This window comes from Desulfothermus sp., from assembly GCF_053993635.1.
In genome coordinates, this window is record NZ_JBMYBT010000127.1 from 1 (window position 1) to 9,011 (window position 9,011).

Consider the following 9,011-nt stretch of genomic DNA (forward strand, 5'->3'; position numbering starts at 1 on the left):
AGATCGAAATTACTACAAATCCCACAACTCCACCTAATATTAATATGAGTATTGGTTCAAGTAATGAAGTTGCAATACTTAATTTTGAAGATATTTCTTTTTCTAATCTATCTCCAATTTTAAGTAAAAGTGCATCAAGTCTTCCAGATTTTTCTCCAGCACTGACCATCTGAATAATATATGCTGGAAATAACATAGTATTTTCCATAGCATCTTTTAGATTTTTACCTTGACTTACATCTTTTATTATTTTTTCAATTGAATTCTGATAAATGGTATTTTGAGAAACACCTTTAACTATGTGTAAAGAATTAATTAAGGGAAGTCCATTTTTAAGTAGCATTCCAAGTATATTTGAGAATCTTGATAAGATTATTTTTTTGTATATATCTCCAATAATCCATACAGAGAATAAATATTTATCTATTTTAGGCTTAAGTTTAGTATTAGTATATAGGTATTTAAATAAAAATATTGTGAAAATTGGTAAAAGTATTATTATTATCCAAAAAGACCTGAAAAAAGAACTTATGCATAATAATATTTTAGTTGGTAAAGGTAAAGCTTGATTTAATTCTCCAAAGATCATTGTTATCTTAGGTACAACAAAGCTAAGTAAAAATATAACCACCATAATCCCAACTATTAATATAAACATGGGATATACAATAGCTGTAATTATTTTTCTCTTAAAATCAGCTGAGTTTTCAAGTAAATTTGCGATTTCCTCTAAAACTACATCTAGAGATCCAGACGACTCTCCAGCCTCTATCATGGCAATAACAGATGCTGGAAATAGTTTTGGAAAATTAGAAGAGGCTTTCGCAAATGACATACCTCCTTTGATATCTTCTAGGATCTGCATCATGGATCTTTTTAAATAGCTATTTTTAACCTGGGAAATAGTGGATTTTAGCGATAGATCCAGGGGAAGTCCCGACGAAATGAGTGTAGCTAGGTGTCTCATACAGTAGACAAATTCCATTCCACCTTTTCTAGTCAAAAGTCCAGTAAAGGAAATGGATTTTGTTGCGTCCTCTGTTTGTTCTTTTTCATTGGTACTGAAAATTTCTGTTGGGTATAGGCCTTGTGCCTTGATGTTGTCCCTGGCAGCCTTTAGGTTAGGACCGCTTATTACTCCCTTTTTGATTTTACCCTTTTTGTCTATGGCTTTGTATTCAAATAAGGGCATAGGTTAGATCCTGCTTATCCTGATGACTTCATCTAAGGATGTTCTTCCCTTTAGAAGTAGATTTTCTATTGCAAACTCTTTTAGGGTCTTCATGCCCATTTCCCTGGCCTTTTGTGAAATTATATTGCTGTCATAGGTGGTAAGCAAAAGGGATTGTATTTGTTTTGTTACGCTCAATACTTCAAATACACCAGTCCTTCCCTTAAATCCCGTACTTATACATTCATCACATCCAATTGGTCTGTATAATTTAATATCCTTTTGTGCGTTAACTCCAATTTGTTTTAATTCTTGGGGAGAAGGGGTGTATTCTTCCTTGCAATTTTCGCATAGGGTTCTAATAAGTCTTTGAGCAATAATAGCCCGCACTGCTGATGACACCAAAAATGGCTCAATACCCATATCAACGAGTCTGGTTATTGCAGAGGGGGCATCATTTGTGTGTAAGGTTGAAAGCACCAGGTGGCCTGTTAAGGCAGCTTGAATGGCTATCTTGGCAGTTTCGCTATCCCTTATCTCCCCAACTAAAATCACATCAGGGTCTTGCCTAACCATGGTCCTGAGGCCTTTGGCAAATGTGAGTCCGATTTTAGGATTTACCTGTGTCTGGCTAATTCCGTTTATCTGATATTCTATGGGATCCTCGATTGTTAAGATATTCTTATCTGGCGTATTTATTTCTTGTAAAGCTGCATAAAGGGTTGTGGTCTTTCCACTACCTGTTGGGCCTGTTACTAGGATTATTCCGTGGGTAATAGTTATTAAGGCTTTAATGTGGGCAAGTAATTCTTCACTTAGTCCTATCTCATCAAGTTTAAGCAATCGTTTGCCCTTTTCCAGTAATCTTAAAACCACCCTCTCCCCAAAAGCTGTGGGCATGGTGGAGACCCTTAAATCTAGAGTCCTGTCTCCCACCTTTATCTCTATCCTTCCGTCCTGGGGAAGTCTTTTTTCTGCAATATTTAATTTAGCCATTACCTTTATTCTGGAAATCACTAGTGGATGTAATTTGGAAGATAATCTAAGTTGATTATACAGCACTCCATCCAATCTATATCTTACGCTGGTGTAGGTCTTGAAAGGTTCAAAGTGGATATCACTTGCCCCAAATCTAACTGCCTGGGTGAGTATTTGATTTACCAGCTTAACAATAGGGGCCTGATCGTGGTCTTCTAATAAGTCAGATATGTCTTCAAGCTCTTTTAATATATCAACAGGATCTTCTTGAACAATGTTCTCTAAAGTATTTTCAAGATCCTGTTCCATCTCTCCATATACGTAATTTATGGAGTCTAAAATTTTTTTTGAAGAACACAATATTGGAATAACTGGTTTATTGAAGAGTGCTGAAATGTCGTTTAATGGTTCAAAGTTAAAAGGATCGTTTATATATACCTTTATATATGAATTATCATCTAATAAAAAAATAGGATATTTCTTTAAATAGTGCATGGGAATCTTTTTTATTATCTCCTGGGCTTTGTCTTTATAATGAATTTCTTCTGTATATTCAATATCTAGCAAAAACGACATTATTTTAAGATATTCTTCTTCTGAAATATCCTGTCCTTTGTATAATAAATTTACATTTGATATTATTTTTTTTAAATTATTTAAGTTAAAATCTTCTTTTGTTTTTAATATTTTCTTATTGTATAATATTTCAATGGCAAAATTTTCAACTAACATGGTTTAAGTAGTTCCTTTTTTAACTAGCCTATTTTAGTATTAATAGTTCTGGAGGATAAATTTTAAAATCTTTTTTTATTGGTTCTACTTTGCCATTTACATCGTATTTTATACTATTTATATATTTCATTTTTTCCTGACTGAGTTTTTTAAATTCTTCGTTTGTCCCCACTATATGAGGCGTTATAAATATCATCAGGTTTTTTTTAGATTTTTTTCTATCTATATTTTTAAAGAGATATCCAAGTATTGGTATATCCCCAAGAAGTGGTACCTTTGTGTTACTGCCACTATCCTGTTCTTCTATTAGTCCTGCAATTACAACTGTGGCACCATTTTTTACCTCCACAGTTGTTTCAGCTGCCCTTTTTTTAGTTATGGGTCTTAAACTAAATGTTGAAGATGTGGTTAGGGTTTCATCAACTCTACTGACTTCCTGGTAAATTTTCATTTTAACAAATCCAGAATCATTTATTTGTGGTGTAACCTTCAAAGTGATTCCAATGTCTTTATACTCAAAGTTGGCATAATCCTGGGTATCCGTTGTTTCTATTTTGGTCTGAAAAGGTCTATTTTCTGCAACTATGACACTTGCTTCTTCGTTTTCCATTACTGTTAATTGAGGGCGGGATATAATATTTACCTGATTTTTGGTAGAAGCTGCATGGATAAGCGACCCTGCATTGTAAAATCTCTCATCAGAGGAGATTACCCCGTCGTTATTTGCATCATAGGTAAAAGGAAAGGATATTATACCAAAGGTGAATGGAGCAAGAGTTGAGATATCTGTGATAGTTTGTTTTACTTCGTCAAAGGTGGTCCCAATGCCTCCATTTATATTCCCCATTAGGAAGCTTTCATGACCTTCTGATCCTATTTTTCCCATTGCCTGCCAATTTATTCCAAAATTAAAACTATTTTCACCACTTACCTCTATTATCATGGCTTCTATAAAGACTTGTTTTCTTGGAATATCCAGCTTTTCTATTATCTTTGATATGGTCTTAAACTCCTCAGGAGTTGACGTTATTATCAGGGAATTGGTGGCCTTATCTGCCACTACTTTAATTTCCCTGGATATTATCTGTTTGGCAACTTTATCTTTACCAGATACCTTTGTGCCAGCAAGTTGCACAAGTACCTTTGCTAGGTCTATTGCACTTGCATTTTTTAGCTTAACCACATGGATATTGCCAGTTCCTTCTGGAGCTGGTTTGTCTAATTTTACTATTAGACCTTCCACTTTGGCAATTATATTAGCAGGGGCTACTACAACTAGAGTGTTTAGCCTCTCATAAGGTATTGCAAGAAATGAAGCCATATTTCCTTTTTTGTTTTCAACACGCATTAAAGATGAAAATAGTTTAGTGAGAATTTCTGCTACATATTTGCTGGAAGTATGCTTTAGGTCAAAGGTCTTAATTACCACCTCTCCCTTTGGTACATCCATACTTTTTACAATTTGTAAAATTTTATGCACATTGGATTCAAAATCGCACACTATCAATATATTGGTTGGCCTATATGTAACAGCCAATCCTGCTCTGGAAATCATATTTACTATGGTTCGTCTAACTTCCTCAGCTGGGGCATATTTTAGAGGAATGACCCGAGTAATAAATCTGTCTGTCCTATTTGTTTTGCCTGTTTCAACGGGATTATATTGCCTCCGTGCGTGTGCAGAGGGAACAATTTTGATTACATATTTTCCAGGAATAGTGGTAAATCCATAAACCTGCAATACTGATTCAAAGACCTTATATACTTCGTCCAAACTCATGGGTCTTGGGCAAATAATGGAAATCTTTCTTGATCCAACATTGGGGTCCAGTACAAAATTTTTGTTTGTAACTTTTCCAATGTACTCGATAAAATTTTTTAATTGCACTTCTTTGAAGTTTATACTTATCTTTACGTCTGAAGCCAGAGTAGCGTTAGGACACAACAAAATGAGTAACACAAAACTGCAAATTAATTTTTTACATGTTTTCTTTACCATGATCCTGATCCTATTTTATTGAATAAGATAATACCTGTCTTTGACCATTTCTTAGAATTTCAAGATCCACATGATCAATATCCTGGACTTTGGAATAAAGCTGCATAATATTATCCATATTTGTCACCTGTTTTCCATTAATTGATAGGATTATATCTCCTTTTTTTAGGCCCAACCTATTTTTTATAAATTTATCTCTAATTGAAACCACTTTAAAGCCTTTAATTCCAGATGCTGAATATGGCACAATCCTCATGGAACGAAGCAAAGATGGCATATTAGATAATTTGGACTTTAATATATGCTTTGACACTATAAAATTTAATTCTTTTGAAAAATTCATTCCATTTTCAAACTTTGTAAAGTCTGAAAATAAAATTCTTTTGTCCTTATTGTTTATATTAACTATAATCTGATCCTTCATTATATCTTTAATTGTTGCTCCACTAAGTTTATCTCCAATGCTATAAATACCTTCTAATTGGAGTTTTTTATCATAAATAATTGCAATCCTATCTTTTTTTTCTTCAGACCATATTATGCCTCTTAATTCAAAATCCTTTATGTCAGCAATGGGAATCTCTTTTATCTGGGATTCAATATTTTTATTGTTATCATTTATAGATTCTATTACTTTAAATGGATTTCTTTTTAAAATAGTATTTATGTCAATATTATCCTGTTTTTGAAAGTTTAATCTAAATCTATTTTTTACTTTGGAATTAATAATTTCTAAATTAATGGAATTTAATCTTAATTTATAAGAAATATAATTATTTATTGTTAAAATGACAAAAAAGAGTATGATGTTTGCAATGAAAAAATAAAATAATAAATTAAATTTTTTGATATTCATGTTATTAATTATTGACAAACCATTATTTCTTTCAAGTTTTTATATTTTTCACATACTCCTAAATCACATGCCTTTTTAAAATCCCTACATGCCAGATTATTTTTTCCCAGAGATAAAAACAAAAGACCTCGGTTAATATAACCACTTATATACTGTGGATTGATTTTAATAGCCTCAGAATAAGATGATATTGCATTATCATATTGGTGCAATTTTTCATAGGATAGACCCATATTAAGATAGATATCTGCATCTTTATTATCCAGTAACGCAGCTTTTTTTAAATTTGAAATTGCATCATTGTATTTACTTAAATGAAATAGAGCATAAGCCAGGTTTATAAATCCATCTTTTAAATCAGGCTGGATTTTTACAGCAGCATTTAATTTTTTAACAGCAGAATCATAATCGCCTTTGTCAATATATAAACATCCAAGGTTGTATTTTATTATTGCGTTGTTTGGAGCAATTTGTTCTGCCTGTTTTAAATCCAAAATTGATTTGTCTATTTTCCCAATTAATTTGAAAATATATGCCCTTAATATATAATTTTTGATATTTTTGGGATAGGTTGAAATGGCTTTATTTAGGACATCTATTGCATCATTATATTTTTTTTGCATCATCAAACAATAGGCCTTATTGAACAGAATTGAGGATTTTAGATTTGAGTTGCTTTTCAATTTACCTGTATTTTCTAACTCACTTAGCATCAGGTATGCGCCCACATAGTCCCTTGCAATAATGGCCTTGTTTACTTGGGTTAATTTTTTTTCAAGAGTTCCTGTTTTCTTGATAGATTTTGGTGCAACACATCCAAGCTGTGTAATGATAATCAAAAATATTAAGTACCTTATACTCATTATAACTCCCAAGGAATTTTTGTTAATTGGGTAACCAAGATAAGCTCTCATTGGAAACAAAAGCTGTCACATCTTATGTAATTAGTCAAGGCAATCTACAAGATTTGGCGATCTTAATAAACATTGAGACCATCCATTCTCAACTTAATTGGAGTTTGTTAGGTTTGTGTGTTTGTTGGGTTTAATCTTCTAAACCATACGCCCATTAACTCTTTGAACGTCCATATTTTCCACATTGAAAGATAAAAGAAATTGGGTTAAGGTTACTTTTATTTTGCTAAAGGGGAATTCTTAATTGAAATTAATCATAAATCACTGTTCACGGTTATTGGTATATTGGTGTATTGGTGTAGTGGTGTATTGGTTATTGGTATATTGGTGTATTAGTGTATTGGTTCACTACTCTTCCCTCTTCCTGTTCACGAGTTACGAATCACGAATCACGGTTCACCGTTCCCTCTTTCTATTCACGAATCACGAGTCACGAATCACGGTTAGTGGTGGATTATGTTTGATTTTATTCTAAGAAACTTAGTGCAAAAGTCCATAACTCTTGTTTTTGTGTCAATTATATCCTTTTTGATTATTTATCTGGCACCAGGCAAGCCGTCTCAGATAGACCCAATGAATCCAAAATTTACCCCAGAGCTTTTAAAGAGATACAGGCAACATTTTCATTTAGATAAGCCTTTATATGAGCAATATTTTCTTTTTTATCGAGACCTTTTTACAGGTAGAAGTCTATCTTGGCAGGACAATCAACCAGTATTAAAAAAGATCTGGGAGAGGTTTTTAAATAGCCTTCCTTTATTTTTAATAGGGACATTGATAACCTGGACCCTATCTTTTCCTGTTGGCATAAAAAGCGCCATTAATAGGGGATCTATGTTTGACAGGACCACTACATTTATTGCCTATGTGCTGATTTCCATCCCTGGATTTTTCTTTGCATATGTTTTGATAATACTTGTTGTAACTTACCTCCATGTACCTGTAATTGGTATGAAGACCTTTGGTGTTGTGTCTAAAAATTTTTTGGTTTCTCTAATGGATAGACTCTGGCACCTTCTTATTCCCTCCCTTTTATCTGCAGCTGGTGGGATAGCCATCTTGTCCAGATATGTTAGAAATGAGATGATAGAGGTACAGGACGCTGATTACATAAGAACAGCAAGGGCAAAAGGGCTGTCTGAAGACGATGTAATTTATAAACACGCCTTAAAAAATGCACTCCTCCCCTTTGTCACAATGTTTGGTTTGATTATTCCTGGCCTTATAGGTGGATCTGTGATTATTGAATCTATTTTCTCATGGCCAGGGATTGGTCTTATGGCCTATCAGGCAATATTGGCCAGAGACTATCCTGTTATTTTGACCCTTAACTTTATTTCAGCTGTCCTTGTATTAATTGGGACATTTATATCAGACCTTTTGTATATGATTGTTGACCCAAGGATAAGGATTTAAGTTGGGGGAGTTGGATTGAGTGTCAATTATAAAAACGACCATTATTGGACGAGAATGCAAAAATAAAAAACAAATAACAAATAAAGTTAAAAACCTCCTTCAGTCCGTATAAAAATTTCCCTTTCCCCGTAGGGGGAAGGCTGATAAGATAGAAATCAAAAAAAGAATCTCTTTTTTGTCTTCTTAAGGCGACATCTTTCCTGAGACATAGGGTTCCTCATAGGTAATGTAAAAACTGAGATGGTAGCTCATATGAGATTACAGGAGGCCATGAAAGATTTAAATATATTCCCTCGGTAGTATTAGTGACGTATGGATTTTATTTTTCGTGTCAGGATATAAAGGAGATGGAGGTAGAGGAACTTGAGCTTTGGATAAAAGAGGACAAAAAGCTCGGAGAGATAAAGTAAACCTAAAATAAAAAGACATCCAACAAGGCTACCCCCTAGAAAGCTGAAAAATAAAGTAGCTACAAATGCATTTAAGAAAGAGGTGTAGGGCAAAAAATAAACAAAAAGTATAGAACAGCTAAGGCCAAATCCACAAGGTAAAAGGAATTTTTCAGGAACGGATAAGGGACTTAGTTTTGGTATAATCATAGAATCCTGTTTAAATGTATAAGTACTGAAGTGAGTGCCCTCCCCTATTTTGTTGATAAAATAGTGTTGTGATAATAAAAACACATACAAAAAGACATGTTGTCATAAAAGGAGGATGCTTACTATGGAATATATACACTTTGTAGGACTTGATGTCCACAAAAAAGTTATTGCTTTCCGCGTAAAACAAAAAGACGGCAAAATTATCTCTCGAGGCACTATTGAGGTCAATCGTAATGCTTTAAAACTTTGGGTATACTCTTTGCCGAAACCCTGGGCAGTTGCTTTAGAAGTGTCAAAGGTAATGTAAAAACGGACTTCCCATTGGGGCATAAACGAGCCAGTT

7 protein-coding genes are annotated in these 9,011 nt (G+C 33.4%); 2 read left to right on the top strand and 5 right to left on the bottom strand.

All coding sequences use genetic code 11. The features are described from left to right. From ACY2V1_RS09295 to ACY2V1_RS09315, 5 genes are all read right to left on the bottom strand, one after another. Positions 1–1,192, bottom strand: a 1,192-nt coding sequence (locus ACY2V1_RS09295; protein ID WP_461834520.1) for a type II secretion system F family protein, incomplete at its 3' end; no start/stop codon positions are given. A 3-nt stretch (positions 1,193–1,195) separates the two neighbouring features. Then, positions 1,196–2,881: a type II secretion system ATPase GspE gene (gene gspE / locus ACY2V1_RS09300; RefSeq protein WP_461834521.1), complete on the bottom strand. Its 1,686-nt coding sequence runs from the start codon at positions 2,879–2,881 to the stop codon at positions 1,196–1,198. 28 nt (positions 2,882–2,909) lie between these two features. After that, positions 2,910–4,880, bottom strand: a complete 1,971-nt coding sequence (gspD, locus tag ACY2V1_RS09305; RefSeq protein ID WP_461834522.1) for a type II secretion system secretin GspD — start codon at positions 4,878–4,880, stop codon at positions 2,910–2,912. A 10-nt stretch (positions 4,881–4,890) separates the two neighbouring features. Beyond that, entirely contained in the window at positions 4,891–5,754 is an 864-nt protein-coding gene (locus ACY2V1_RS09310; RefSeq protein WP_461834523.1) for a type II secretion system protein N, read from the bottom strand. Next, complete coding sequence (locus ACY2V1_RS09315; protein WP_461834524.1) at positions 5,745–6,599, bottom strand: tetratricopeptide repeat protein; 855 nt, start codon at positions 6,597–6,599, stop codon at positions 5,745–5,747. The genes ACY2V1_RS09310 and ACY2V1_RS09315 overlap by 10 nt, the downstream gene beginning before the upstream one ends. A gap of 507 nt (positions 6,600–7,106) precedes the next feature. Here ACY2V1_RS09315 and ACY2V1_RS09320 point away from each other — a divergent pair. Both ACY2V1_RS09320 and ACY2V1_RS09325 read left to right on the top strand, forming a co-directional pair. Then, on the top strand, positions 7,107–8,066 hold the full coding sequence (locus tag ACY2V1_RS09320) for an ABC transporter permease (RefSeq protein ID WP_461834525.1): 960 nt from the start codon (positions 7,107–7,109) through the stop codon (positions 8,064–8,066). A 723-nt stretch (positions 8,067–8,789) separates the two neighbouring features. After that, a complete protein-coding gene (locus tag ACY2V1_RS09325) occupies positions 8,790–8,975 on the top strand; it encodes a hypothetical protein (protein ID WP_461834526.1) in 186 nt (61 codons plus the stop codon). Positions 8,976–9,011 lie beyond the last annotated feature (36 nt).

Excerpts from the sequence above, each read along its gene's own strand:
- ACY2V1_RS09315 (WP_461834524.1), bottom strand. The coding sequence starts at position 6,599 with ATGAGTATAAGGTACTTAATATTTTTGATTATCATTACACAGCTTGGA.
- gspE (WP_461834521.1), bottom strand. The coding sequence starts at position 2,881 with ATGTTAGTTGAAAATTTTGCCATTGAAATATTATACAATAAGAAAATA.
- gspD (WP_461834522.1), bottom strand. The coding sequence starts at position 4,880 with ATGGTAAAGAAAACATGTAAAAAATTAATTTGCAGTTTTGTGTTACTC.
- ACY2V1_RS09325 (WP_461834526.1), top strand. The coding sequence starts at position 8,790 with ATGGAATATATACACTTTGTAGGACTTGATGTCCACAAAAAAGTTATT.
- ACY2V1_RS09320 (WP_461834525.1), top strand. The coding sequence starts at position 7,107 with ATGTTTGATTTTATTCTAAGAAACTTAGTGCAAAAGTCCATAACTCTT.